Consider the following 24,321-nt stretch of genomic DNA (forward strand, 5'->3'; position numbering starts at 1 on the left):
CATCGCCCTGCCGCTTTCCGCGCCACCGAGGGCCCGGCGGGCGTGTCTGGGCGAAAAACGGCGGCGTCATTTGCTTGTCGGCGCAACCTCCCGGTCGGGGTCCGTGTTCCCCGGTGCGCCCGCTGCCCGGCGCCCACCCCACGGACGGAGAGAAACGATGGCAACCGAACAGAAGGGTCTCGAGGACCTGCTGATCCACGGCCTCAAGGACATGTATTACGCCGAAGGCAAGATCCAGAAGGCGCTGCCGAAGATGATCGAGGCTGCCTCAGACGAGGCGCTGCGCGACGCGCTCGAGAACCACCTCGCCGAGACCGGCGAGCAGATCACCAAGCTCGAATCCGCCTTCGAGGCGATGGGCCAGGCCGCCAAGGGCGAGAAGTGCGACGCCATCGAGGGCATCCTCAAGGAAGGCGATTCGCTGCTGTCGGATTTCGGCGGCACGCCTTCGGGCGATGCGGCGATCATCTTTTCCTGCCAGGCGGTCGAGCACTACGAGATCGCCCGCTACGGCAGCCTGCGCGCCTATGCCGAGCTCTTGGGCCATGACGAGGTGGCAAGCCTGCTCGAAGAGATCCTCGAGCAGGAGGAAGCGGCCGACGACACGCTGAGCGAGATTGCCGAGGACACCGCCAACCCCGCCGCGGCCGGCGACACCGCCGACGCGCGCGACGAGGACGACTCGGACGAGGACGAGGACGACGACGCCTGATCGTCCGCCGCCTGCGCAGTAGGACGAAGACGACCGGGGCGGCGCCCAGCCGCCCCGGTCTTTTTCATCCGCGGAACACGTCCGCGATGAGCTTGAGCGACACCGCCAGCAGCGCCCAGGTGATGAAGCGATAGAAGAACGCCTGCGGCACCCGCCGGACCAGCCAGACGCCGGCGAAGACGCTGGCCGCCGCGATCGGGATCATCACCGCGGCCTTGCCGAGATTGGCCGCGCCGAGTTGCCCGAGCGCGGCATAGGGGACCAGCTTCACCGCATTCACAGCGGCGAAGAACACGGTGTTCGTCCCGGCATAGGTCTCTTTGCCCAGCCGCAGCGGCTGGACGTAGATCTGGTAGGGCGGCGCGCCCGAGTGGCTGACGAAGCTCGTGTAGCCGGTGACCAGACCCCAGCCGGTGCCGCGGCCCCAGTCGGCCTTCCCCGGCACCCCGTCCTCGGGCGGCGGCCTGAGCAGCGTGAGCAGCGCGAAGGACGCCCCGATGACCCCGACGAGGCCGCCGATCACCGCGTCGTCCACCATCGAGGCCGTGGCCCAGCCCAGCCCCACGCCGAGGATCGCCCCCGGGAGAAGCCGCACCACGACCCGCCGGTCATAGTGCCGACGATAGGCGATCACCCCGAAGACGTCCGAGATGACGTAGATCGGCAGCAGGATGCCCGCCGCCTGCACCGGCGACATGACCAGCGACAGGATCGGCACCGCCAGCATGGCGACCATCGCCAGCCCGCCCTTGGCCAGTCCGACCAGCGCCGAGGCCAGCGCCAGCAGCCCCCATCCCAGCGCCGTCAGTTCCACCCCGCGCCCCTCTGCGGCCTGCGCGTCCCTCTTTTGCCCCGCGTCCTCACCCTGCCCCGCCCCCCGCATCTTTTAGCGCAAACAGCGCCCCCGCCGTCCGGTCTGGTCCCTTGCGCGGCCCTGGGCAAGGGTCTAGTCCCGGCGCCAACCATCAACCCTACGGAGGACTCCATGGCTCGTCCCAAGATCGCCCTCATCGGCGCCGGCCAGATCGGCGGCACGCTGGCCCACCTCGCCGCCATCAAGGAGCTTGGCGACGTCGTGCTGTTCGACATCGCCGAAGGCACCCCGCAGGGCAAGGCGCTCGACATCGCGGAATCGGGTCCGTCCGAGGGCTTCGACGGGTCGTTCAAGGGCACCAACGACTACGCCGACATCGCCGGCGCCGACGTCTGCATCGTGACCGCCGGCGTGCCGCGCAAGCCCGGCATGAGCCGCGATGACCTGCTGGGGATCAACCTCAAGGTCATGAAGTCGGTGGGCGAGGGCATCAAGGCCCACGCGCCGAACGCCTTCGTCATCTGCATCACCAACCCGTTGGACGCGATGGTCTGGGCGCTGCGCGAGTTCTCGGGCCTGCCGGCCGAGAAGGTCGTGGGGATGGCCGGCGTGCTCGACTCGGCCCGCTTCCGCCACTTCCTCGCCGAGGAGTTCGGCGTCTCGATGCGCGACGTCACCGCCTTCGTGCTCGGCGGCCACGGCGACACGATGGTGCCGCTGACCCGCTATTCGACCGTCGCCGGCATCCCGCTGCCGGACCTGGTGAAGATGGGGTGGACCTCGCAGGACAAGCTTGACCAGATCGTCCAGCGCACCCGCGACGGCGGCGCCGAGATCGTGGCGCTGCTCAAGACCGGCTCGGCCTTCTACGCCCCGGCGACCTCGGCGATCGAGATGGCCGAAGCCTATCTGCGTGACCAGAAGCGCGTCCTGCCCTGCGCGGCCTACGTCAAGGGCGCCTATGGCCTGGACGGGATGTATGTCGGCGTACCGACCGTGATCGGCGCCGGCGGCATCGAGAAGGTCATCGAGATCGAGATGAACGACGACGAGCAGGCGATGATGCAGAAGTCAATCGACGCGGTGAAGGGCCTCGTCGAGGCCTGCAAGGGCATCGACAGCTCGCTGGCCTGAGGGCCGGACCAGAGACGCGAGAGGGGGGCGGCCGCGGGGCCGCCCTTCTTTTTTGCGACGTTTCGCAGACAAACTTAACAATTGACCAACGAGGCGTTTGGTCGCACCTCTTTTCGCAGTCCTCGGCCCACGGCGGCAGTCCGGGCCCTCAGCGGAAAGATCGGTCCCATGCCAGATATTCCCGGCAACACCTCGACCACCTCGGTCATCACCGGCACCGGCGCGTTCACCTCGGCGCTCGAGACCTCGGGCGACAGCGACTGGTGGCGCGTCACGCTCGTCGCCGGCCGCACCTATGACTTCACGTTCTCGGGCGACGGCAGCGCGACCAGCCTCGACGACGCCAATTTCTACATCCTCGACTCGCTCGGGGCGACGCTCGACTCGGGCTACACCTACAGCGGCGGCCCGGTCGTCCTGTCGCTCACGGCCGCGACCTCGGGGACCTATTACATCGCCGTCAGCGACGGCAGCTCGGACAGCCAGCCCGAGGGCAACTATGTCATCCGGGCGCGGATGAACGACCTGCTGCCGAACGACAACTCGACGACCGGCGTGGTCGTCAACGGCATGACCTCCGGCGCGCTCGAGACCTCGGGCGATGCCGACCGCTACAAGGTCATGCTGACGGCGGGGCAGCGGGTGGACTTCACCCTCTCGGGCGACGGCAGCGCGACCAGCCTCGACGACGCCAATTTCCTGCTGCTCGACCAGTATGGCAACGTCGTGGCCTCGAACTACACCTACAGCGGCGGGCCGATCTGGGTCGCGGCGACGGCGAGCTATACCGGCGCCTATTATCTCGTCGTCGCGGACGGCAGCTCGGACAGCGCCGCCGAGGGCAGTTTCCGCATCGACGCGCGGCTGACCGACCGGGTGCTGGCCGACACCTCGACCACCAGCAGCCTGCGCGACGGAACCTCGATCGCGGGCCAGATCGACGCGCGCGGCGACGCCGACTGGACGCGGTTCGACGCGGTCGCCGGAACCACCTACACCTTCACCCTGAGCGGTGACGGTTCGGCCAATGCGCTGGGCAGCAAGGAGCTGGTCCTGCGCGACGCCAGCGGCAACGCGATCAAGTACGACTACACCTACGGGACCGGCTCGGTCACGATCGAGTGGAAGGCGACGAGCTCGGGTCCGGTCTATCTCGACTCGCATTCCAACTCGTCCACCTCGGGCTGGGGCGGCTACACGCTCTCGGTCGTGTCGGATGCGCCGGTGCTGACCGGGACCGCGGGCCACGACCGGCTGACCGCCGGGTCGAACGACAACCGGGTGATCGGGCTGGCCGGCAACGACACGCTCGACGGCGGGGCGGGGAACGACACGCTCGTCGGGGGTCAGGGCAATGACAGCCTGATCGGCGGCGCGGGGATCGACACGGCGGATTACACCGGCAGCCTGCCCGCGCGCGTCTATCTGGGCATCACCGGGCCGCAGAACACCTGGCAGGGCGCCGACGTGCTGTCGGGGATCGAGAACCTGCTCGGCGGCTCGGGCAACGACCGCTTCTTCGGCAGCACGGTCGGCAACGTCCTCAACGGCGGGGCGGGCAACGACCAGCTCTATGGCGGGGGCGGCAACGACACGCTCATCGGCGGGGCCGGCAACGACTTCTTCCACGGCGGCGCCGACGCGGACGTGATCCTGTTCGAGGGCAGCGCGGCGGTGGACGTGGACATCGTGCGAACCACCGCCACCGGCCAGGGCACCGACACGCTGGGCGGGGTCGAGAACATCACCGGCGGCAGCGGCAGCGACATCATCCGCGGCAATGCCGCGGCGAACGTGCTGAACGGCGCGGTGGGCAACGACACGCTCGTCGGGCGGGGCGGCAGCGACGTGCTGACCGGGGGCAGCGGCAGCGACCGCTTCGTCTTCGCCAACTGGGACGGCAACGACCGGGTCACCGACTTCCAGAACGGCCTCGACCGGATCGAGATCGGCGGCCCGACCACCGGCTTCCGCGACCTCGCGGTCTACAACAGCGCCGAGGGCGCGGTGATCAGCTGGGGCGGGGGCACGACCATCACCCTCGTCGGGATCGACCGCAGCATGGTGGACGCCAGCGACTTCATCTTCACCTGAGGCTGCCCCCGAGTCGCCGATGTGATCACACGTTTCGGACGTGTGATCACATCAATCGCGTTTGGCGGGATGATGCCGCTAACGCCCCTCACCCCCCTTGATTCCGCCGCCCGATCTGCCAGAGCGGGCGGTGACATTTTCCCCTGCGAGGTCCGTGATGAACATCCACGAATACCAGGCCAAGGCGCTGCTCAAGGACTACGGCGTGCCCGTGTCGGACGGCCGCGTGGTGCTGAAGGCCGACGAGGCCAAGCGTGCGGCGAGCGAACTGGACGGCCCGCTGTGGGTCGTCAAGTCCCAGATCCACGCCGGCGGCCGCGGCAAGGGCAAGTTCAAGGAAGCCGAGGCCGGCGACAAGGGCGGCGTGCGGCTGGCCAAGTCGGTCGAGGAAGCCGAGGAGCTCGCCCGCCAGATGCTGGGCCGCACCCTCGTCACCCACCAGACCGGCCCGGCCGGCAAGCAGGTGAACCGCGTCTACATCGAGGACGGCAGCGACATCGCGCGCGAGCTCTACCTCGCGCTGCTGGTCGATCGCGGCACCTCGCGGATCAGCTTCGTCGCCTCGACCGAGGGCGGCATGGACATCGAGGAGGTCGCGGCCTCCACCCCCGAGAAGATCGTCTCGTTCAGCGTCGACCCGGCCTCGGGCCTGTCGGACTTCCACGGCCGCCGGGTGGCCTTCGCGCTCGGCCTCGAGGGCCAGCAAGTCAAGCAGTGCGTCAAGCTGGTCAAGGACCTCTATCGTCTCTTTGTCGCCAAGGACATGGAGATGCTCGAGATCAACCCGCTGATCGTCACCACCGAGGGCAACATCAAGGCGCTGGACGCCAAGATGGGCTTCGACAACAACGCGCTCTATCGCCACGCCGACATCATGGCGCTGCGTGACGAGACCGAGGAAGACCCCAAGGAGCTGGCGGCGTCGAAGTTCGACCTGAACTACATCGCGCTCGACGGCGAGATCGGCTGCATGGTGAACGGCGCGGGCCTGGCGATGGCCACGATGGACATCATCAAGCTCTATGGCGCCGAGCCTGCGAACTTCCTCGACGTGGGCGGCGGGGCGACCAAGGAAAAGGTCACCGAGGCGTTCAAGATCATCACCTCGGACCCGAACGTCAAAGGCATCCTCGTCAATATCTTCGGCGGCATCATGCGCTGCGACATCATCGCCGAGGGCATCATCGCCGCGGTGAAGGAAGTGGGCCTCAAGGTGCCGCTGGTCGTGCGTCTGGAAGGCACCAACGTCGATCTGGGCAAGAAGATCATCAACGAAAGCGGCCTTGACGTGATCGCCGCCGACGACCTGTCGGACGCCGCGCAGAAGATCGTCAAGGCGGTGAAGGGCTGATGCGGGTCCGGGCCGCTCTCGCCGGGCTGGCGCTCGCCGTCGCTGCGGCTTCGGCTGCGGTGGCGGCCCCGCCCAGCAAGGCCGAGATGCTGGCAGCCGCCAGCGAGGCGGCCGGCGTCTGCGCGCAGACCATGCCGAACACCCGCGCCACGGCCGATGCGCTCAAGTCCCGCGGCTTCCGCATGGAGGAAGCCGACGGGACGGCGCGCATCTACACCAAGTTCAGCCCGCGCGTGGTGGTTCTCTTCACCACCGTGGGCAGCGACAAGGACGCCTGCGCCATTCTCGTGAGCCAGATGACCCCCGCCGAGGCGCGTCAGCTCGTCCAGCCCTGGATCGACAACAGCAAGGCTGTGCAGGTCGAACAGGGCAAGGACCGCAGCCGCTGGCGGGGGGTCTACAAGGGCACGCCGATCATCATCGGCACCATCAATCACATCGATCTGGGCATTGTCCGCGGCGCTGCAGTCGTCGCCGGCGCGCCCAAACGCTAGGAGCCTCACATGGCCATTCTCGTCGACAAGACCACCAAGGTCATCACCCAGGGCATCACCGGCTCGCAGGGGACCTTCCACACCGAGCAGGCGATCGCGTACGGCACGCAGATGGTCGGCGGCGTCACGCCCGGCAAGGGCGGCACCACGCACCTGAACCTGCCGGTGTTCGACTCGGTCCACGAGGCCGTCGAAAAGACCGGCGCCAACGCATCGGTGATCTATGTCCCGCCGCCCTTCGCGGCCGACTCGATCCTCGAGGCCATCGACGCCGAGATCCCGCTGATCGTCTGCATCACCGAGGGCATCCCGGTCCTCGACATGATGAAGGTGAAGCGCGCCCTCGAGGGGTCGCAGTCGCGGCTGATCGGGCCGAACTGCCCCGGCATCATGACCCCCGATGAATGCAAGATCGGCATCATGCCCGGCTCGATCTTCCAGCGCGGCCGCGTGGGCGTCGTCTCGCGCTCGGGCACGCTGACCTATGAGGCGGTCAAGCAGACCTCGGACGTGGGCCTCGGCCAGTCCTCGGCGGTCGGCATCGGCGGCGACCCGATCAAGGGGATGGAGCATATCGACGTGCTCGAGATGTTCCTGGCCGACGACGAGACCGACGCGATCATCATGATCGGCGAGATCGGCGGCGCGGCCGAGGAAGAGGCGGCGCAGTTCCTGGCCGACGAGAAGAAGCGCGGCCGCTGGAAGCCCACTGCCGGCTTCATCGCCGGGCGCACCGCCCCCCCCGGCCGCCGCATGGGCCATGCCGGCGCCATCGTCTCGGGCGGCAAGGGTGACGCGGAATCGAAGATCAACGCCATGAAAGAGGCGGGGATCGTGGTCGCCGACAGCCCGGCCCACCTGGGCGAGGCGGTGATGAAGGCGATGGGCAAGTAACGCCTGTTGGAGAATGCGCCGCCCCTCCCTACGTAGGGGCGGAGCGCAGCAGAGGGACGAGGGCGCAGATGAGCGAGACAGGGCCACAGCCCTATCGAGTGCTCCCGCGGATCGGCGTAGCCGACGCGGTGCGCCGCTGCCTGCAAAAATTCCTGACCTTTTCCGGCCGCGCGCCCCGTGCAGAGTTCTGGAAGTTTGCCCTGATCGTCGTGGCGGCGTTGACCGTTTGCGGGATGATCGAGCTCGCCCTCGGGCTGCCCCGCCTTGCCGTGATCTCGGTCGAGTTTCCGCGCACGACGTTCTTCGCCTCGATCCGCGGGCCGCTGTCCGCCGCAACGCTTCTGCTTACGGCGCTGCCGTTGCTGTCGGCTGCCGTTCGGCGGCTGCATGACACCGATCGCCGCGGGTTGTGGCTGGCGCTGGTGCTCGCCTCTCCCGTCCTGCTGCTGGCCGCTGGTGTTCTCGGCGCCCGCATGGGGGTGATGCCGTCCCTCCCGCTGCTTCTTCTGCTCTCTTTGGTGCCGGCCCTTGTGGTGATGGCACTGCTGGCGGCGCCGACGCAGCCCGGCCCCAACCGTTTCGGACCCAATCCGCTCGAGGTCCGCGCATGAATCGCCTGTCGCCCGTGACGCCATGCCGGGTGTCCAATTCTCGTTGTCCGTTGCGCGGCCTGAGCCGGCCCTTTCCCCTCTCGTGAGGTCATCCCGATGAACGACCAAAGCCCCAACGCCGCCTTCCGCGACTCGTCCTTCCTGCAGGGCGCGAACGCGACCTATGTGGAACAGCTCTACGGCCAGTGGGCGAACGATCCCGCGGCCGTGGATCAGGCGTGGGACGAGTTCTTCCGCGGCCTCGGCGACGCCGAGGCGACCGTGACCCGCGAGGCCAAGGGCGCGAGCTGGCGCCGCCCCGACTGGCCGCCGATGCCCGCCGACGAGAACACCGCGGCGCTCACCGGCGAATGGCCGATGGCGTCCGAGGCGACGGCCAAGGCCGCCATCGCCAAGATCACCGGCAAGGCCGAGGACAAGGGCGTGGCGCTGTCGGACGACCAGCTGCGCCGCGCGGTGCTCGACAGCGTGCGCGCGATCATGCTGATCCGCGCCTTCCGCATCCGCGGCCACCTGCACGCCGACCTCGACCCGCTGGGGCTGCGCGAGATGCCGCCCTTGGGCGAGCTCGACCCCGCGACCTACGGCTTCACCGCCTCCGACATGGACCGGCCGATCTTCATCGACAACGTGCTCGGCCTGCAGGTCGCGTCGATGCGCCAGATCGTCGAGCTGATGACCCGCACCTACTGCGGCACCTTCGCGCTGCAGTTCATGCACATCTCGGACCCCGAGCAGTCCGCCTGGCTGAAAGAGCGGATCGAGGGCTATGGCAAGGAAATCGCCTTCACCCGCGAAGGGCGGCGCGCGATCCTGAACAAGCTGGTCGAGGCCGAAGGCTTCGAGAAGTTCCTGCACGTCAAGTACATGGGCACCAAGCGCTTCGGCCTCGACGGGGGCGAGGCGCTGATCCCGGCGATGGAGCAGATCATCAAGCGCGGCGGCGCGCTGGGGGCGAAAGAGGTCGTCATCGGGATGCCGCACCGCGGCCGCCTGTCGGTGCTGGCCAATGTCATGTCGAAGCCCTACCGGGCGATCTTCCACGAGTTCCAGGGCGGCAGCTACAAGCCCGAGGACGTGGACGGCTCGGGTGACGTGAAATACCACCTCGGCGCCTCGTCCGACCGCGAGTTCGACCAGAACAGCGTCCACCTGTCGCTGACCGCCAACCCCAGCCACCTCGAGGCGGTGAACCCCGTCGTGCTGGGCAAGGTCCGCGCCAAGCAGGACCAGATGAACGACACCGCCAACCGGACCTCGGTGATCCCGATCCTGCTGCACGGCGACGCAGCCTTCGCCGGCCAGGGCGTGGTGGCCGAGTGCCTGCAGCTCTCGGGCATCCGCGGCCACCGCACCGGCGGGACGATCCACATCATCGTCAACAACCAGATCGGCTTCACCACGGCGCCGCATTTCAGCCGCACCTCGCCCTACCCCACCGACATCGCGCTGATGGTCGAGGCGCCGATCTTCCATGTGAACGGCGACGACCCCGAGGCGGTGGTCCACGCCGCCAAGGTAGCGACCGAGTTCCGGCAGAAGTTCCACAAGGACGTGGTCATCGACATCTTCTGCTACCGCCGCTTCGGTCACAACGAGGGCGACGAGCCCATGTTCACCAACCCGGCGATGTACAAGCAGATCAAGGGTCACAAGACGACCCTGCAGCTTTACACCGAGCGGCTGGTCAAGGACGGGCTGATCCCCGAGGGCGAGATCGAGGACATGAAGGCCGCCTTCCAGGCGCACCTCAACGAAGAGTTCGAGATCGGCAAGAACTTCAAGCCGAACAAGGCCGACTGGCTGGACGGCAAGTGGTCGGGCCTCTCGACCGAGGGTGAGGAATACACCCCCGGCAAGACCGGCATCTCGGCCGAGACGATGGCCGAGATCGGCGCCGCGCTGACCCGCGCCCCCGAGGGCTTCGATCTGCACAAGACCGTGGGCCGACTGCTCGAGGCCAAGCGCGCCATGTTCGAGACCGGCGAGGGCTTCGACTGGGCCACCGGCGAGGCGCTGGCCTTCGGCAGCCTCGTGCTCGAAGGGCACCCGGTGCGTCTGTCGGGGCAGGATTCGACCCGCGGCACCTTCAGCCAGCGGCACTCGGCCTTCGTCAACCAGACGACCGAGGAACGCTATTATCCGCTCAACAACATCCGTGGCGGCCAGGCCCGCTACGAGGTGATTGACTCGATGCTGTCGGAATACGCGGTGCTCGGCTTCGAGTACGGCTATTCGATGGCCGAGCCGAATGCGCTGACCCTGTGGGAGGCGCAGTTCGGCGACTTCGCCAACGGCGCGCAGATCATGTTCGACCAGTTCATTTCGTCGGGCGAGAAGAAGTGGCTGCGGATGTCGGGCCTGACGGTGCTGATGCCGCACGGGTTTGAGGGCCAGGGGCCGGAACACTCGTCCGCGCGGCTCGAGCGCTGGCTGCAGATGTGCGCCGAGGACAACTGGATCGTGGCCAACCTGACCACGCCGGCCAACTATTTCCACATCCTGCGCCGCCAGATCCACCGGCCGTTCCGCAAGCCGCTGATGCTGATGACGCCGAAATCGCTGCTGCGCCACCCGCAGGCGGTCTCGACCGCGGACGAGTTCCAGACCGGCTCGACCTTCCACCGGGTGCTCTGCGACGACGCGCAGCGCGGCCGCTCGGACTTCAAGCTGGCTGAGGACAGCCAGATCCGCCGCGTGGTGATCTGCTCGGGCAAGGTCTACTACGACCTGCTCGCGGCGCGGAACGCCGCCGGGGCGGCCGACGTCTATCTGCTGCGCCTCGAGCAGTTCTATCCCTTCCCGCAGCAGTCGCTGATGAAGGAGCTGGGGCGCTTCCCCGAGGCCGAGTTCGTCTGGTGCCAGGAAGAGCCGAAGAACCAGGGCGGGTGGAGTTTCGTCGAGCCGAACCTCGAATGGGTGCTGAACCGCCTTGGCGCCACGCACCCGCGCCCGCGCTATGTCGGGCGCGCCGCCCAGGCCTCGGTCGCCACCGGGCTTGCCAGCCGCCACAAGGCCGAGCAGGAATCGCTCGTGGCCGAAGCCGTCACGTTGGAGGGTTGAGATGACCACCGAGGTCCGCGTCCCCGCTCTGGGGGAAAGCGTCAGCGAGGCGACCGTCGCCACCTGGTTCAAGAAGCCGGGCGACCGGGTCGCCGCCGACGAGATGCTGTGCGAGCTGGAAACCGACAAGGTGACGGTCGAGGTGCCGGCCCCCGCCGCCGGCGTGCTGGCCGAGATCGTCGCCGCCGAGGGCGAGACGGTCGGGCCGAACGCGCTGCTGGCGCAGATCGACGAGGCGGGGGCGGGCGCTGCCGATGACGCCGCCCGCGACACGAATGATGCCGCCGGTCAGCCGGCCCAGAACGAGGACAAGCCGCAGATGGCCGGAAAGAACGTGGACGTGATGGTGCCCACCCTGGGCGAGAGCGTGACCGAGGCGACCGTCGCCACCTGGTTCAAGAAGGTGGGCGACCAGGTCCAGCAGGACGAGATGCTGTGCGAGCTCGAGACCGACAAGGTGTCGGTCGAGGTGCCCGCCCTCGCCTCGGGCGTGCTGGCCGAGATCCTGGCCGAGGAAGGCGCGACCGTCGACGCCAAGGCGAAGTTGGCCATCATCACCGAGGGTGCGGCCGGCGCCGGCGCCGCGTCGGGTGCCGGCGCTCCGCCGGCGGCCACCAAGGCCCCGGTCGGCTCGGCCTCGGGCGGCGAGGACGGGACCACCGCGGGCGAGGTCGGCTCGCCCGGCGCCGGCCCCGAGCAGTTGCAGCCGCGCGAGGGCGCGGGCCGCACCGACGTCGAGGACGCGCCGTCGGCCAAGAAGGCCATGGCCGAACAGGGTGTCAGCCGCGACCAGGTGCAGGGCTCGGGCCGTGACGGCCGCGCGATGAAGGACGACGTCGCCAAGGCGGCCTCGGGTCAGGGGGCCGCGCCGCGCCCGGCCTCGTCCGCCCCCGCCCCGGCCCAGGCCCCGCGCGCGCCGTCCTCGGCCGAGGATGCGCGGCGCGAAGAGCGGGTCAAGATGACCCGCCTGCGCGCCACCATCGCCCGCCGCCTCAAGGACGCGCAGAACACCGCGGCCATGCTGACCACCTACAACGAGGTGGACATGAGCGGCATCATGTCGCTCAGGAACGAGTACAAGGACGCGTTCGAGAAGAAGCACAAGGTGAAGCTCGGCTTCATGTCGTTCTTCGTGAAGGCCTGCTCGCACGCGCTGAAGGAAGTGCCCGAGGTCAACGCCGAGATCGACGGCGGCGACGTGGTCTACAAGAACTTCGTCCACATGGGCGTGGCCGTGGGCACGCCCTCGGGCCTCGTGGTGCCGGTCGTCCGCGACGCCGACCAGAAGTCCTTCGCCCAGATCGAGAAGGAAATCGGCGAGCTTGGCGCCCGCGCCCGCGACGGCAAGCTGACCATGGCCGACATGCAGGGCGGCACGTTCACCATCTCGAACGGCGGCGTCTACGGCTCGCTGATGTCCTCGCCGATCCTGAACCCGCCGCAGTCGGGCATCCTCGGGATGCACAAGATCCAGGACCGCCCGGTCGTGGTCGGGGGCGAAATCGTCATTCGCCCGATGATGTACCTGGCGCTGAGCTACGACCACCGGATCGTGGACGGCAAGGGGGCGGTGACGTTCCTCGTCCGCGTAAAGGAGGCGCTGGAGGACCCGCGCCGGCTGCTGATGGACCTGTAAGATGAATTACGAGCTCGTTGGGGATGCCGATTACGACCTGTTTCCAGCCGATCCTGCTGAGAAGTGGCTGGCTTTGGAGGCAACGTGTCGGCGGAGCCTCAACGAGCTTATTATTGAGTCGCGCGATCTTGCTGCAGACCAGCTTTTACGGCTGCAGTATATGAGTACTGTTTCGGCGGCTGCTGAGGAACTTCAGATAGCGGGCCTTAGCGTTCCTGTCACAGCTGAAAGCTTTGACGCCTTCCTAATGGACGTCACACGTGTCTCAACGAAGCTAAGGTTACGTGCACGGGGGGCAAGCCAAGCATTTTCAGTTCAGCTGCGGAGCAGAACGAGGGAAGGTATCCTCTCGCAAATTTTGAAACTGCGTGACTTCATTTCGGGCTCGAACATAAGCGAGAGCGATAAGGCGACGTTCGGAGAAAAGCTCGAAGAATTAGAGGCGCTGGTCAGATCCAATCGGACCGACTTCGGAAAGGTTATGAAAGTGCTTGGCTGGATTGCGGCGGGGCTCTTTGCTACGACCTCCTTTTTGTCAGATGCTCCGAACGCTGTAGAAACTATCATCGCATTAATTGGCCAAGACAAAATCGAGGAGGAGGCTTCGCAGAAGGCGATTGCCCCACCACGAGAGCCGTTGAAGATAGAAGATCAGCGTCGTCGTGTGACTGATGAAGATGACATCCCTTTCTGAAGGAACCACCGCCATGACCAACCAGCTCATCGCCCGCTACGACATCGCCGACTACGCCCAGTTCCGGGCCGAGTTCGACCGCGACGCCGAGGATCGCGGCAACGCCTCGCTCTCGGTGCTGCAGATCTGGCGCGAGGGCGAGAACCGCGCCTGGGTGCTCTACCAGATCGCCGACGGCAAGCGCGCGCTCGCCTATCTCAACGGCGCGGCGCAGGTCTTCAACAGCCGCGCCGGCGTGACCAACGCCGAATTCCACGTCGTCCAGACGGCATGAGCCTCGCCCCCTCGCCCGAGCTGACCGCCCTCGGCCTCGCCGCGATCCTGCAGGCAGGGCAGATCGCCCTTGCGGCCTGGTCGATGGGGCGCGACGGGCTGTCGAAGTGGAACGCCGGCCCGCGCGATAGCGAGCCGACGTTCTCGGCCCTCACCGGGCGCCTCAGGCGCGCGGTGGACAACCATTTCGAGGGGCTGGTATTCTTCACCATCGCCGTGGTGCTGGTGCAGTTCACGCAGTCGAACTCGACCCTCACGGCGATCTGCGCCTGGGTCTACCTCGCCGCCCGCGTGCTCTACGTCCCCGCCTACGCCTACGGCTGGTCGCCCGGCCGGTCGCTCATCTTCGCGGTCGGGTTCGCTGCCACCTTCACCATGATCCTCGCCGCGCTGTTCTAGTTCTTTCCTGTTCAAATATCCCGCGGGGTCCGGGGGCGCGCAGCCCCCGGTCCGGCGATCCAGACAAGGACCAACCTGACCATGTATGACCTGATCGTCATCGGCGCCGGCCCCGGCGGCTATGTCTGCGCCATCCGCGCCGCCCAGCTCGGCCTCAAGGTGGCCTGCGTCGAGGGGCGCGAAACGCTCGGCGGCACCTGCCTCAACGTGGGCTGCATCCCGTCGAAGGCACTGCTGCACGCGAGCCACATGGCCCACGAGATGCACGAGAACTTCGCCACGCTGGGGCTGATGAACGCCCACGCCGACATCGACTGGGAGCGGATGCAGGCCTACAAGGCCGAGACGGTGGCGACCAACACCAAGGGCATCGAGTTCCTGTTCAAGAAGAACAAGATCGACTGGCTCAAGGGCTGGGCCTCGATCGAGGGCGCGGGCCGGGTCAAGGTCGGCGAAACCGTGCACGAGACCAAGGCCATCGTGGTCGCCTCGGGCTCGGTCCCGACCGCGCTGAAGGGGGTCGAGGTCGACAACGACGCGGGCGTGGTGGTCGATTCGACCGGCGCGCTGGCGCTCAAGCGCATCCCGAAGTCGATGGTGGTGATCGGCGCCGGCGTGATCGGGCTCGAGCTCGGCTCGGTCTATCGCCGGCTCGGGACCGAGGTGACGGTCGTCGAATATCTCGACGCCATCACCCCCGGCATGGACGCCGAGGTGCAGAAGCAGTTCCAGAAGATCCTGACCAAGCAGGGCTTCACCTTCATCCTCGGGGCCGCCGTCTCGGGCGTCGAGCCGCGCGAGGGCGGCGCGGTCGTCACCTACGCCGCCAAGAAGGGCGGCGAGGCTCAGACGCTCGAGGCCGAGGTGGTGCTCGTCGCCACCGGCCGGCGCCCCTACCACGACGGGCTGGGGCTCGAGGCTGTGGGCGTCACCCTGACCGAGCGCGGCCAGATCGCGGTCGACGACCACTGGCAGACCAGCGCGCCCGGCATCTACGCCATCGGCGACTCGGTCCCCGGCCCGATGCTCGCCCACAAGGCCGAGGACGAGGGGATGGCGGTGGCCGAGGTCATCGCGGGCAAGCACGGGCACGTCAACTACAGCGTCATCCCCGGCGTCATCTACACCACCCCCGAGGTCGCCACCGTCGGCCTGACCGAAGCCGCCGCGAAGGAAAGCGGGCGCAAGGTCAAGGTCGGCAAGTTCCCCCTGATGGGCAACGCGCGGGCCAAGGCGATGCTGCAGCCCGACGGGTTCGTGAAGCTCATCGCCGACGCCGAGACCGACCGCGTCCTCGGCTGCCACATCATCGGCCCCGGCGCGGGCGAGATGATCCACGAGATCTGCGTGGCGATGGAGTTCGGGGCCTCGGCCGAGGACGTGGCGCTGACCTGCCACGCCCACCCCACCGTCTCGGAAGCGGTGCGTGAGGCCGCGCTGGCCTGCGGCGACGGCGCGATCCACGTCTGACGACCGGGGCGGGCCGGGTGCCCCGCACCCGGCCGTTTCGGCGGGTTCTTGCCGAAACCGCGCCGCGCTGCGGCGCGGTCTTTCTTTTTGCGCGCGGTGCGGCGCGCGCCGCGCTAAGCCTGCCCCCAGGAAACGACAACAAGTTTCGAGGGCAGGATGATCCGCATGATCCGTTCCGCGGGCGCGCTGGCGCTGGTCGCGTCGCTCGCCGCCTGCGGCATGACCGACCGCCAGATGGACCACGACCGCCGCTACCTGGTCGAGCCGCGCGTGTCGCAGGCCGCGCTGCACCCCAACGAGACGCCCGAGCTGCGGCGGCTGATCCAGAAATATTCCGCCATGTACGACGTGCCGGAATCGCTCGTCCACCGGGTGGTGATCCGCGAAAGCCGCCACCGTCCCGGCGCCCGCAACGGCCCCTATTACGGGCTGATGCAGATCCTGCCGGCCACGGCGCGGGGGATGGGCTACAAGGGCTCGCCCAGCGGGCTTCTGGATGCCGAGACGAACCTCAAGTACGGCGTCAAGTACCTGCGCGGCGCCTACATGGTCGCGGACGGCAACCCCGACGCGGCGGTGAAGTGGTATTCGCGCGGCTACTACTACGAGGCCAAGCGCAAGGGCCTGCTCGGCGCCACCGGCCTGCGCTGACCGCCTGACGATCAGGGGCGGGGCGCACGGGCGCCCTCCCTCCCGTTACCGGCGCGGCACGGACGTGGCCACGAGCGCCTCAGTCCCGCCAGCGCACGGGCGCCGCGACGAGGGCCCTACCCCCCGCCTTGCTGCTGCACGGGCGCCGCGCCGAGCGCCCCAGCCTCTCCTCGGCACCGGCGCCCCGACGCGCGCCCTACCCCCGGCTCCGCCGCGGCGCGGGCGCGGCGACCGCGGCCTCCGCCTCCTCCAGCCAGTCGAGCACCGCCTCACGGTCGCCGTCGAGCTTCGGCGCGGCGGGCAGCACCGACGGGTCGGGCAGGTCCGACATCTTGATCGGGTTGCCCGAGCAGGGCAGCGGCCGCCCGCCCGGGCCCTTCTCGATCGTCACCACCATGTTGCGGGCGCGGATCTGCGGGTCGGCCATCACCTCGGCCACGTTCTGGATCGCCCCGGTCGGCACCCCCGCCGCCTCGAGCGCCGCGATCCAGTGCGCGCGCGGACGTTCCAGCGTCACCGCCTCGATCAGCCGCTTGAGCGTTTTGACGTTCTCGCAGCGCGCGGCGTTGCTGGCAAAGCGCGGGTCCTGGTCCAGCGGCCCCAGCCCCAGCGCCATGCAGGCGCGGGCGAACAGCGCGTCGTTCCCGGCGGCCAGCACGAACAGCCCGTCCTCGGCCCGGTAGGTCTCGAAGGGCGTGATCGTCGGGTGCCGCGCCCCGTTCGGCCCGGGCGCGCGGCCGGTCACCGCCGTCAGCGCCACCGCGTGCTCGAGGATGGCGAGCTGGCTGTCCAGCATCGCCACGTCCACCTTCTGCCCTACGCCCGTCTGCGCCCGCGCCAGAAGCGCCGCGAGCACCCCCTGGGTCAGGAACATCCCCGCCACGATGTCCCCGATCGAGGCGCCCACGCGCACCGGGTCGCGGTCGCGTTCGCCGGTGATCGACATCACCCCGCCGCGCGCCTGCACCACCATGTCATAGGCGGGCTTGAGGCTGTCCGGCCCACTGTGCCCGAACCCCGACACCGCCCCATAGATCAGCCGCGGATGGCGGGCGTGCAGCGCCTCCCACCCATAGCCGAGACGCTCCATCACCCCGGGGCGGTTGTTCTCGATCAGCACGTCGGCGTGGGCCAGCAGCCGGTCGAAGATCGCCCGGTCGGACGCCGCCCGCAGGTCCAGCGCGATGGACTGCTTGCCGCGGTTCAGGGTGGCGAAATAGGCGCTCTCGCCGTCGACGAAGGGCGGAAAGTGGCGGGTGTCGTCGCCCAGACCCGGCCGCTCGACCTTGATGATCCGGGCGCCGAGATCGGCGAGCTGGTTGGCGCAATAGGGCCCGGCGAGCACATGGGTCAGGTCGAGGACGGTGATGCCGTCGAGCGGATAGGTCATCGGTTCAGGTCTTTCTCAGGCTGGACGCGCGCCATGCCACGGCCGTGTGACGGCCGGGTGACAACGCCCCGCGCGTCAGGTCAGGTCGGGCGGTTGTAGCGGATGAAGGGCGACCGGACCGCCACCCGGTCATAGAGCATCCGGCCGGGGTAATTGTCCTCGGCGGTGAGCCAGTAGACGGCCGGCACCCCGGCCGCGTCGGCGCGCGCATAGACCGCCTCGATCAGCGCCCGCGCGACGCCGCGGCCACGCGCACCCTCGGCGGTGAACAGGTCCTGCAGGTAGCACACCCCCTCGGGGCGCCACAGGTTCGGGTGAAAGACGAAATGGGTCAGCCCGACCAGCGCGCCGTCGGCCTCGGCCACCAGCCCGTGGAAGTCGCGGGGGTCGCCCGCCATCAGCCGGGCAAAGGCCGAATCGTAGAATCCCTGCGGCCGGTCGTGGAAGCCGTAGAAGGCCTGATAGCCGGCATAGAGCGCCTGCCAGCCGTCACGGTCGGCGGGGCCGAGGGGGCGGACCGTCACGCTCACGGCGCGTCCGCCACCAGCACCACCGGCCCGGCCACGCTGCGCGATTCGATCCGCCGGTGGGCGGCCGCGACCTCGCTCAGCGGCAGCGTCTCGACCTGCTCGAAGCGCAGGACGCCGGCGCGGATGAGGGCGAACACTTCGGTCGCACCGGCCTCGAGGTCCGCGCGGGCGGCGGTGTAATGGGCGATGGTGGGCCGGGTGACGATCAGCGAGCCCGCGTTCCGCAGCCGGGTCAGGTCCACCTGCGGCTCGCCCGAGGTCCAGCCGTAGCTGACCAGCCAGCCCATCGGCCCGAGGCTGTCGATCGACGCCTCCCAGCTATCCCGGCCGACCGAATCGAACGCCGCGCGGGCGCCCGCCCCGTCGCTCGCGGCCTTCACCGCAGCGGGGACATCGTCGCGGCCGAGGACCAGCACCGCCTCGGCCCCGGTCGCCAGGGCCGCGGCGCGCTTGCCCTCTGACCCCACCGTGGCCACGACGCGCACGCCGCGATGGACCAGCCAGCGGGCCAGCAACGAGCCGACGCCGCCCGCCGCCGCGTGCACCAGCGCGACATCCCCGGGGCCAAGCGGCGCGGTGCGCGTGGCGAGGTACCACGCGGTCAGGCCCTTGAAGAACAGCGCCGCCGCATCGGTCGCCGCGATGTCGGGGGGCAGCGCCACCGCCCGCGCGGCGGGCAGGACGCGCCGGTCGGCATAGGCGCCGGGCGGGCCGCCGGCATAGACCACCCGGTCGCCGGGGGCGAAGCCCGCCCCCGCGCCCGCGGCCTCGACCACGCCCGCACCCTCGACCCCCAGCCGCGCGGGATAGGAAGCGCCGCCGCGTCCCGCCCGCATCAGCACGTCGAGGAAATTGACCCCCACCGCCTCGTGCCGGACGACCAGCTCACCCGGCCCCGGCGCCGGCAGGTCCACGTCGCGCCACGCCATCGCCTCGGGCGGGCCCGCGGCCTCGACCACGACGGCGCGCGCGCCCATCTCAGCGCGCCTGCCGCCGGGCCATGAAGGCCAGCCGCTCGAACAGCGCCACGTCCTGCTCGTTCTTCAGCAGCGCCCCGTGCAGCTTGGGCAGCATCGTCGCCGGGTCGCGCTTGAGATCCTCGGGCGCCAGATCCTCGGCGAGGATCAGCTTGAGCCAGTCCAGCAGTTCGCTGGTCGAGGGCTTCTTCTTCAGCCCCGGCACCTCGCGCAGCTCGAGGAACTGGGTCAGCGCCTCGTCCAGCAGCCGCGGCTTGAGGCCCGGGTAATGGACGCCGACGATGGCCTTCAGCGTCTCGGCGTCGGGGAAGCGGATGTAGTGGAAGAAGCAGCGGCGCAGGAAGGCGTCCGGCAGCTCCTTCTCGTTGTTCGAGGTGATGATGACGACCGGGCGATGGCGCGCGGTGATGGTCTCGCCGGTCTCGTAGACATGGAACTCCATCCGGTCGAGTTCCTGCAGCAGGTCGTTCGGAAACTCGATGTCGGCCTTGTCGATCTCGTCGATCAGCAGCACCACCTTGGCGTCGGCCGCGAACGCCTGCCACAGCTTGCCGCGGCGGATGTAGTTGCCAACGTCGTGTACGCGCGCATCGCCCAGCTGGCTGTCGCGCAGCCGGCTCACGGCGTCGTATTCGTAAAGCCCCTGCTGGGCCTTGGTGGTGGATTTCACGTTCCACTCGATGATCGGCAGCCCGAGGCTTTCGGCCACCTGCCGCGCCAGCTCGGTCTTGCCGGTCCCCGGCTCGCCCTTGACCAGCAGCGGGCGTTCCAGCGTCACCGCGGCGTTGACCGCCAGCGCAAGGTCGGCGGGCGCGATGTAGCGGTCGGTGGAACGGAACTGCATGGGCTGGCCTCTCGCGCGGGATCGGCCCGCACCCTAGCCCCGCGGCCGGGAACGGACAAGCCGAGCGCCCCATCACGCGCCGCGCGCCGCTCGCCCATTTGTGCGGCCCGGTCGGGCAGCGCCACTTCCCTTCCTGCCCCTCATACCTTATGGGGGCGCCGAGAGGTCCGGGATCGTCCTGCCCCGGCCTTGCCGGAGGAAGCATGAAGCGCCAGACGTTCCTGCCCGATGAATACCGTCCCGCCGAGGACGAGCCCTTCATGAACGACCGGCAGCTCGAGTATTTCCGCCGCAAGCTGCTCGCCTGGAAACAGGAATTGCTGGACCAGTCGGCCGAGACGCTCGAGGTACTGCAGGACAGCGGCCGCAACGTCGCCGACATCGCCGACCGCGCGTCCGAGGAAACCGACCGCGCCATCGAGCTGCGGACCCGCGACCGGCAGCGCAAGCTGGTGAGCAAGATCGACGCCGCGCTGCGCCGGATCGAGACCGGCGACTACGGCTATTGCGAGATGACGGGCGAGCCGATCAGCCTCAAGCGGCTGGATGCGCGTCCCATCGCCACCATGACGCTCGAGGCGCAGGAACGCCACGAGCGGAAAGAGCGGGTCCACCGCGAGGACTGAGGCCCGCGGTGCCTGCGGCAATCGCGCGCCTGTCCCCGGCCCGGCCCCCGGCTTAAGGCTGCGCCATGACCCAGTCCGCCTCTGCCCTCTCCCAGCGCCCCGTCACCGTGATCGGCGCCGGCCTCGGCGGGCTCACCGCCGCCCTCGCGCTCGCCCAACGCGGGGCCGAGGTCACCGTGATCGAGCGTGCCCCGGCCCTGACCGAGGTCGGCGCCGGCATCCAGCTCAGCCCCAACGCGGTCCGGGTGCTTGACGCGCTCGGCCTCGGCGAAGTCTTGCGCGACGTCTCTGCCCCCAACCCGACGGTGACCCTGCGCGACGCGCGCGGCGGCGAGGTGCTGCGGATGGACATGGCGCGCCTGCGCCCCGGGGCTGCGTTCCGCACCATCCACCGCGCCCGGGCGATCGAGCTGCTCGCCGCCGCGGCCCACGCCGCGGGCGTGACCATCCGGCTGGGCGAACCCGTCGAGACGCTGCCCGAGGTGCCGCTGCTGATCGGCGCCGACGGGCTGCACAGCCGGGTGCGCACGGCGCTGAACGGCCCCGAGACGCCGTTCTTCACCGGCCAGGCGGCATGGCGGGCGCTGATCCCGCTCGAGCCCGACCCCGCGCCGGGGGCGCAGGTCTTCATGGGCCCCGGACGGCACCTCGTCTCGTACCCGCTCGCCCACGGGCTTCGGAACATCGTCGCGGTCGAAGAGCGGCAGGCGTGGACCGCCGAGGGCTGGGCGCAGGCGGATGATCCCGCAAACCTCCACCGCGCCTTTGCGGGGTTCGGGGGGCCGGTGCCGGGCTGGCTCGGGCAGGTGACGGCGTGCAGCGTCTGGGGGCTGCACCGCCATCAGGTCGCCGCGCGCTGGCACGACGAGCGCCGCGCGATCCTGGGCGATGCGGCGCACCCCACCCTCCCGTTCCTCGCGCAGGGGGCCTGCATGGCGATAGAGGATGCGTTGACGCTCGCCGCCTGCCTGGCGGCCGACGCCGACCAGCCCCGCGCGCTTGCCCGCTATCAGGCGCTGCGCCGCCCGCGCTGCACCCGCATCGTCGATGCGGCGACGGCCAACGCGCGCAACTATCACCTCGCCGGACCGCGCCGCCTGATCGGCCACGCCGCGCTGCGCGCCGCGAACCGCCTCGCCCCGCGGCAGGTGTTCGAACGCTTCGCCTGGGTCTACGACCACGACCCCGTCACAGCCGTGCCCTGAGGGCGCCGCGCGCCGCATCTTCCTTGCGCAAATATCCTCGGGGGTCCGGGGGCAGACAGCCCCCGGTCCGGCGGCGGGCGCCCTATGCCGCGGCGCGTTCCACCGCGGCGACGATGCCGTCCACGACCTCGCGCAGCATCGCCTCGTCCTCGGCCTCGGCCATCACCCGGATCAGCGGCTCGGTCCCCGACTTGCGGATCAGCACCCGCCCCGACGAGGCCAGCCGCGCCTCGGCCGCGGCGATCTCGGCCTTGACCGCCTCGGCGCCGAGCGGGTCGGCGCCGGCCCGATAGCGGACGTTCTTCAGCATCTGCGGCACCGGCTCGAACTGGCGGACCAGCGCGCTGGCCGGCGCGCCGCTGTCGGCCAGCGCGGCGAGGAACTGCAGGCCCGCAATCAGCCCGTCGCCGGTCGTCGCGTAATCGGTCATCACGATATGCCCCGACTGCTCGCCGCCGAGGTTGAAGCCCGCGCCGCGCATCCGCTCGACCACGTAACGGTCGCCGACCGCCGTCCGCTCGAGCCGCAGTCCGCGCCCGGTCAGATACCGCTCGAGCCCGAGGTTCGACATCACCGTGGCGACCAGCGCCCCGCCGCGCAGCCGGCCCGCGTCGGCCCAGCGGCCGGCGAGCAGCGCCATCACCTGATCGCCGTCCGCCACCGCGCCGGTCTCGTCGACGATCATCACCCGGTCCGCATCCCCGTCGAGGCTGATGCCCAGATGCGCGCCATGCGAGCGGACCGCGGCCGCACAGGCCTCGGGGTGGGTCGAGCCCACGCCCTCGTTGATGTTCAGCCCGTTCGGATCGACCCCGAGCGGGATCACTTCGGCCCCCAGCTCCCACAGCACGTCCGGGGCCGCGCGATAGGCGGCGCCGTTGGCGCAGTCGATCACCACCTTGAGCCCGTCGAGCCGCTGCCCGGCGGGAAAGGTGGTCTTGGCGTATTCGACGTAGCGCCCGCGCCCGTCCTCGATCCGCCGCGCCCGGCCGATGTTCTGCGGCTGGGCGAGCGTGATCTCGCCCGCGATGATCGCCTCGATCTCGGCCTCGGCGTCGTCCGAGAGCTTGAAGCCGTCGGGGCCGAAGAACTTGATGCCGTTGTCGGCGGCGGGGTTGTGGCTGGCCGAGATCATGATCCCGAGGTCGGCCCGCATCGAGCGGGTCAGGAACCCGACCGCCGGGGTCGGCACCGGCCCGAGCAGCAGCACGTTCATCCCCGTCGAGGTCAGCCCCGCGGTCAGCGCATTCTCGAGCATATAGCCAGACAGCCGCGTGTCCTTGCCGATCACCACCCGGTGGCCGTTCTTGCCGTCGCGGCGGAAATACCGCCCCGCGGCGGCACCAAGGCGCAGCGCCATCTCGGCGGTCATCGGGTGGGTGTTGGCGCGGCCGCGCACCCCGTCGGTGCCAAACAGCGATCTGCTCATGTCTCGGGTCCTTCTTCGAGCGCCTGCCAGAGCGACAGGCCCTGCCGCACCGGGGCGACATCGTGAATGCGGTGGATCTGGATGCCCTGCGCGACGGCGGCCAGCGTCAGCGCCAGCGTGCCCGGGTCACGGGCGGATGCCTCGGCCCCGCCGCCGATCTGGCCGATGAAGCGCTTGCGCGACACGCCGAGCAGCACCGGCACGCCGAGGCCGTGAAACAGCCCGATGCGGCGCAAGAGAGCAAGGTTGTGGGCGGTGGTCTTGCCGAAGCCGATGCCCGGATCGACCACGATCCGCGCCCGGGGCACGCCGGCCGCCTCGGCCCGGGCGATGCGCGCGGCGAGCGCGTCATAGACGTCCAGCAGCACGTCGCCATAGCGCGGGTCGTCCTGCATCGTCTCGGGCAGGCCCTGCGCGTGCATCAGGCACAGCGCCGCGCCGCTCTCGGCCACCGCCGCGGCCATCTCGGGGTCGAAGTCGAGGCCCGAGACGTCGTTGACCATCCCCGCCCCCGCCGCAACGGCGGCGCGGGCCACGGTCGCCTTGCGTGTGTCGACGGACAGCGCCGCGACGCCCGTCAGCGCCGAAATCGCCGGCAGCACGCGGGCGGTTTCCTCGGCCACGGGCACCTCGGCGGCGCCGGGGCGGGTCGACTCGCCGCCGATGTCGAGGATCTCGGCCCCCGCCGCCGCGAGCGCCCGGGCGCGGCCCACGCCGCCGTCCTCGGTCCAGCGCCCGCCGTCCGAGAAGCTGTCGGGGGTCACGTTGACGATCCCCATCAGCCGCGGGCGGTCCATCGAGAGGCCGAGCACCGGCGGGCGCGGCCGGGTCAGCGCGGCGATGACCTCGGGTGGGGCGTCGTCCACGATCTCGGGCGCAGCCCCGCGGGCCAGCCGCTCGAGACGCGAGAACCGCACCCAGCCCCCCGCCAGCCGCCAGCGCCCCGCGATGGGGACCGGCTCGGGAAGGGGGCGGAAATAGACGCGCTCAGGCATGGGGCGACAACATCTTGTGGTGAGGCAGGATGCCC

23 protein-coding genes are annotated in these 24,321 nt (G+C 69.7%); 16 read left to right on the top strand and 7 right to left on the bottom strand.

Going from position 1 to position 24,321, the window contains the following annotated elements; all coding sequences use genetic code 11:
• Positions 1 to 157 precede the first annotated feature (157 nt).
• Positions 158 to 712: a YciE/YciF ferroxidase family protein gene (locus tag ACFHYO_RS02920; protein ID WP_081972998.1), complete on the top strand. Its 555-nt coding sequence runs from the start codon at positions 158 to 160 to the stop codon at positions 710 to 712.
• A gap of 64 nt (positions 713 to 776) precedes the next feature.
• Here ACFHYO_RS02920 and ACFHYO_RS02925 read toward each other — a convergent pair whose 3' ends face one another.
• Positions 777 to 1,526, bottom strand: coding sequence for a sulfite exporter TauE/SafE family protein (locus ACFHYO_RS02925; protein WP_394318249.1), 750 nt, complete (start codon positions 1,524 to 1,526; stop codon positions 777 to 779).
• A 171-nt stretch (positions 1,527 to 1,697) separates the two neighbouring features.
• Between ACFHYO_RS02925 and mdh the strand changes: the two genes are divergently transcribed.
• The 13 genes from mdh (at position 1,698) to ACFHYO_RS02990 (ending at position 16,290) form a co-directional block, all read left to right on the top strand.
• The gene (gene mdh / locus ACFHYO_RS02930) at positions 1,698 to 2,660 is read left to right on the top strand and encodes a malate dehydrogenase (protein WP_394318251.1); all 963 of its coding nucleotides are present in this window, start codon (positions 1,698 to 1,700) and stop codon (positions 2,658 to 2,660) included.
• Between the two features lie 168 nt (positions 2,661 to 2,828).
• Entirely contained in the window at positions 2,829 to 4,754 is a 1,926-nt protein-coding gene (locus tag ACFHYO_RS02935; protein ID WP_394318253.1) for a calcium-binding protein, read from the top strand.
• A 157-nt stretch (positions 4,755 to 4,911) separates the two neighbouring features.
• The gene (sucC, locus tag ACFHYO_RS02940; RefSeq protein ID WP_394318255.1) at positions 4,912 to 6,105 is read left to right on the top strand and encodes an ADP-forming succinate--CoA ligase subunit beta; all 1,194 of its coding nucleotides are present in this window, start codon (positions 4,912 to 4,914) and stop codon (positions 6,103 to 6,105) included.
• Positions 6,105 to 6,599 carry a hypothetical protein gene (locus ACFHYO_RS02945; protein ID WP_394318257.1) on the top strand — a complete coding sequence of 165 codons (495 nt, stop codon included), beginning with the start codon at positions 6,105 to 6,107 and terminating at the stop codon, positions 6,597 to 6,599. Before sucC ends, ACFHYO_RS02945 begins: the two co-directional genes overlap by 1 nt.
• Positions 6,600 to 6,608: 9 nt before the next feature.
• Complete coding sequence (sucD, locus tag ACFHYO_RS02950; protein ID WP_036701825.1) at positions 6,609 to 7,493, top strand: succinate--CoA ligase subunit alpha; 885 nt, start codon at positions 6,609 to 6,611, stop codon at positions 7,491 to 7,493.
• Positions 7,494 to 7,561: 68 nt separating this feature from the next.
• On the top strand, positions 7,562 to 8,104 hold the full coding sequence (locus ACFHYO_RS02955; protein ID WP_394318259.1) for a DUF805 domain-containing protein: 543 nt from the start codon (positions 7,562 to 7,564) through the stop codon (positions 8,102 to 8,104).
• 96 nt (positions 8,105 to 8,200) lie between these two features.
• Positions 8,201 to 11,167 (top strand): 2-oxoglutarate dehydrogenase E1 component, encoded by a 2,967-nt coding sequence (locus tag ACFHYO_RS02960; RefSeq protein WP_394318261.1) that lies wholly within the window; start codon positions 8,201 to 8,203, stop codon positions 11,165 to 11,167.
• Between the two features lies 1 nt (position 11,168).
• Positions 11,169 to 12,803: a 2-oxoglutarate dehydrogenase complex dihydrolipoyllysine-residue succinyltransferase gene (odhB, locus tag ACFHYO_RS02965; protein ID WP_394318263.1), complete on the top strand. Its 1,635-nt coding sequence runs from the start codon at positions 11,169 to 11,171 to the stop codon at positions 12,801 to 12,803.
• 1 nt (position 12,804) lies between these two features.
• Positions 12,805 to 13,497, top strand: coding sequence for a hypothetical protein (locus tag ACFHYO_RS02970; RefSeq protein ID WP_394318265.1), 693 nt, complete (start codon positions 12,805 to 12,807; stop codon positions 13,495 to 13,497).
• 13 nt (positions 13,498 to 13,510) lie between these two features.
• The gene (locus tag ACFHYO_RS02975) at positions 13,511 to 13,771 is read left to right on the top strand and encodes a hypothetical protein (protein WP_394318267.1); all 261 of its coding nucleotides are present in this window, start codon (positions 13,511 to 13,513) and stop codon (positions 13,769 to 13,771) included.
• Complete coding sequence (locus ACFHYO_RS02980) at positions 13,768 to 14,169, top strand: MAPEG family protein (protein ID WP_394318269.1); 402 nt, start codon at positions 13,768 to 13,770, stop codon at positions 14,167 to 14,169. Before ACFHYO_RS02975 ends, ACFHYO_RS02980 begins: the two co-directional genes overlap by 4 nt.
• 75 nt (positions 14,170 to 14,244) lie before the next feature.
• Positions 14,245 to 15,639 carry a dihydrolipoyl dehydrogenase gene (gene lpdA, locus ACFHYO_RS02985; RefSeq protein WP_394318309.1) on the top strand — a complete coding sequence of 465 codons (1,395 nt, stop codon included), beginning with the start codon at positions 14,245 to 14,247 and terminating at the stop codon, positions 15,637 to 15,639.
• Between the two features lie 165 nt (positions 15,640 to 15,804).
• Positions 15,805 to 16,290 (top strand): lytic transglycosylase domain-containing protein, encoded by a 486-nt coding sequence (locus ACFHYO_RS02990; protein WP_036709952.1) that lies wholly within the window; start codon positions 15,805 to 15,807, stop codon positions 16,288 to 16,290.
• Positions 16,291 to 16,486: 196 nt separating this feature from the next.
• Here ACFHYO_RS02990 and ACFHYO_RS02995 read toward each other — a convergent pair whose 3' ends face one another.
• From ACFHYO_RS02995 to ACFHYO_RS03010, 4 genes are all read right to left on the bottom strand, one after another.
• On the bottom strand, positions 16,487 to 17,680 hold the full coding sequence (locus tag ACFHYO_RS02995; protein WP_394318271.1) for a CaiB/BaiF CoA transferase family protein: 1,194 nt from the start codon (positions 17,678 to 17,680) through the stop codon (positions 16,487 to 16,489).
• A gap of 80 nt (positions 17,681 to 17,760) precedes the next feature.
• Positions 17,761 to 18,210 (bottom strand): GNAT family N-acetyltransferase, encoded by a 450-nt coding sequence (locus tag ACFHYO_RS03000; protein ID WP_036709937.1) that lies wholly within the window; start codon positions 18,208 to 18,210, stop codon positions 17,761 to 17,763.
• On the bottom strand, positions 18,207 to 19,187 hold the full coding sequence (locus ACFHYO_RS03005; protein WP_394318273.1) for a quinone oxidoreductase family protein: 981 nt from the start codon (positions 19,185 to 19,187) through the stop codon (positions 18,207 to 18,209). The genes ACFHYO_RS03000 and ACFHYO_RS03005 overlap by 4 nt, the downstream gene beginning before the upstream one ends.
• A gap of 1 nt (position 19,188) precedes the next feature.
• Positions 19,189 to 20,031, bottom strand: coding sequence for an AAA family ATPase (locus ACFHYO_RS03010; RefSeq protein WP_394318275.1), 843 nt, complete (start codon positions 20,029 to 20,031; stop codon positions 19,189 to 19,191).
• A gap of 203 nt (positions 20,032 to 20,234) precedes the next feature.
• On the opposite strand from ACFHYO_RS03010, the gene dksA reads away from it, so the two are divergent.
• Together dksA and ACFHYO_RS03020 are read left to right on the top strand one after the other, a co-directional pair.
• Positions 20,235 to 20,657 (top strand): RNA polymerase-binding protein DksA, encoded by a 423-nt coding sequence (gene dksA / locus ACFHYO_RS03015; protein WP_394318277.1) that lies wholly within the window; start codon positions 20,235 to 20,237, stop codon positions 20,655 to 20,657.
• Between the two features lie 65 nt (positions 20,658 to 20,722).
• Positions 20,723 to 21,862, top strand: a complete 1,140-nt coding sequence (locus tag ACFHYO_RS03020) for an FAD-dependent oxidoreductase (RefSeq protein ID WP_394318279.1) — start codon at positions 20,723 to 20,725, stop codon at positions 21,860 to 21,862.
• A gap of 82 nt (positions 21,863 to 21,944) precedes the next feature.
• Here the strand turns inward: ACFHYO_RS03020 and glmM are convergent, their stop codons facing one another.
• Both glmM and folP read right to left on the bottom strand, forming a co-directional pair.
• On the bottom strand, positions 21,945 to 23,291 hold the full coding sequence (gene glmM, locus ACFHYO_RS03025) for a phosphoglucosamine mutase (protein WP_394318281.1): 1,347 nt from the start codon (positions 23,289 to 23,291) through the stop codon (positions 21,945 to 21,947).
• Complete coding sequence (folP, locus tag ACFHYO_RS03030) at positions 23,288 to 24,286, bottom strand: dihydropteroate synthase (RefSeq protein ID WP_394318283.1); 999 nt, start codon at positions 24,284 to 24,286, stop codon at positions 23,288 to 23,290. The genes glmM and folP overlap by 4 nt, the downstream gene beginning before the upstream one ends.
• Positions 24,287 to 24,321: the final 35 nt, after the last annotated feature.

This window comes from Paracoccus panacisoli, from assembly GCF_042435015.1.
Classification (GTDB): Bacteria; Pseudomonadota; Alphaproteobacteria; order Rhodobacterales; family Rhodobacteraceae; genus Paracoccus; species Paracoccus panacisoli.